Source organism: Caballeronia arationis (assembly GCF_001544975.2).
GTDB classification, from domain to species: Bacteria; Pseudomonadota; Gammaproteobacteria; order Burkholderiales; family Burkholderiaceae; genus Caballeronia; species Caballeronia arationis.
The window spans coordinates 1-1,756 of record NZ_FCOG02000399.1; the positions used below are offsets into that span (position 1 = coordinate 1).

Annotated in this window: 3 pseudogenes; 1 reads left to right on the forward strand and 2 read right to left on the reverse strand. The window is 55.3% G+C overall.

Annotated features, from left to right (window positions below):
* Together AWB81_RS49265 and AWB81_RS48125 are read right to left on the reverse strand one after the other, a co-directional pair.
* Positions 1–77: pseudogene (locus tag AWB81_RS49265) on the reverse strand (IS6 family transposase); the annotation flags it as partial.
* 655 nt (positions 78–732) lie between these two features.
* Positions 733–994: pseudogene (locus AWB81_RS48125) on the reverse strand (transposase); the annotation flags it as partial.
* Between the two features lie 469 nt (positions 995–1,463).
* Here AWB81_RS48125 and AWB81_RS48130 point away from each other — a divergent pair.
* A pseudogene (locus AWB81_RS48130) lies at positions 1,464–1,756 on the forward strand (glycosyltransferase); the annotation flags it as partial.

Here is a 1,756-nt window from a genome sequence, read left to right on the forward strand (position 1 = left end):
TGAACCCGAGCATCACGTTCACCCCGCGTTTTGATGTGCCGATGATCTTGCTCGATCCGGCTGTTCAGGTACTTCGAACCGTCCAGATTGACCGTTGCGGAAACTCAAAGCAACGGCGCAACCTGACGAAAACGGGCAACACGCACGTGCGCAGGATACTCGTCGAGGTAGCATGGAATTACCGGTTGCCGGCGAGAATCGGTGAATCGCTCCAGCCTCGGCTGGAAGGGCAACCTCGGCACATCATCGACATCGCGTGGAAAGCGCAGCTTCGGCTCTGCCAAAGATTCCGCCGCCTTAGGGCACGAGGCCGACATCAGGACAAGACGTGCGCTGCAATCGCTCGTGAACTATGCGGATTCATCTAGGACATCGGAACGCGACTGCAGCCAGCCTGAACATTTCAGCAATTTGTTATCCACGTCATTTCAGTAAAAGAGCTGCTATCGCAAGATCTCTATCTTCCACCTGATCGGTAACGCGGCACCGGGCGCGATGTGGGGAACCCTCCAGATTTTCTTGTGAGCACGCGACTGCGTGATCTCCGTGGTTAAGAGCGAGGTAGCCCCGTGACGGAAAGATGAAATGCGGTAACCAGCCCGCGGATATGAGCTCGATCCATCGTCGATAAAAAGCCCGTCTGCCGCGTTACCAATCAGGTTGGATACGTTGACACTCGATATCGCGGCAGCGAGAACGGCGCTCGTCCTGCTTGCAAAAACAGGCCATATGAAAATCATTCTCCCATGTCAACTGCCCTATCTTCGCATGCAGCACCTTCACGTCGACGGGCAGTGCAGCCGGCCCCGCGTTGCCCGCTTCGAACACATCGGCAACCCGCTCCTACAACTGCTTCTTCCAGTCCGTGATCTGGTTCGGATGGACATCAAATTGCTGGGCCGGCTCTGCTAGCGTCTTGTCGCCCTTGAGCGCCTCGAGTGCCCATCTTTGACTTGAGCGCCGCTGACCGTGTCCGTCGGTTTCGTTTCGTCATCTTCTGGTTCCTTGTTGCCGGGCATTATGACCGACTCACGCCCCAGCATTTCCACTTACCAACCTGTCCGAAATCCCGGCGCCCTCTGCGAACCCGCCGACCTTTCTCTGCAACAATTTCGAGACAACATGCTGGCTCCAACGATCAACTCCTTAGCCATCGATCGAAGCGGTTAATCGCTGTTGATCTTGCTATTAGCCGGAAGCCGGCTCTGTGTGTCCTCGCGCACTGAGACAGACCGCGCCTGCGTCATACGGTAAAGTCGAGAGCTTATACCACGCGGCACGGATGGAAAGCGCGCGGTTGAGCTCAACTCATATGAGGAATCAAATCACGACTGCCCAGTAACTAAGCCAACCTGAGCTCAACCTTCGCTCAGCCGATTCGCTAACAAGCTGTAAGAATGGGGGGCCTGAAGTTGAAGTTAGGAATATATTGCGATTCGGGCATCAACGGAGGCCACGAAGAAATGCTTAAGCGCCTCATGCTGGCAATTGTCGATAGCGAGGACATTGAGACGCTGCACGTTTTGGTACCGATTTCGAACGAGTCACTTCATAACTTCGTCGCTGTATTAGCGCGGAATCGCCCGAAGACCCACATCGTCGGCTTGTCGTACACGGCCGAATTGTTACGCGGAAATCTCTTTGAATTGTTTCGTACGGTTCGCTCGACGAGCGGGACATTGCGCGCACTGAGTCTTGACAAGCTGCTAATCTCACAGGGTACGATCGCTTCGGGGCTTGCGGGTCTCTTCGCGGC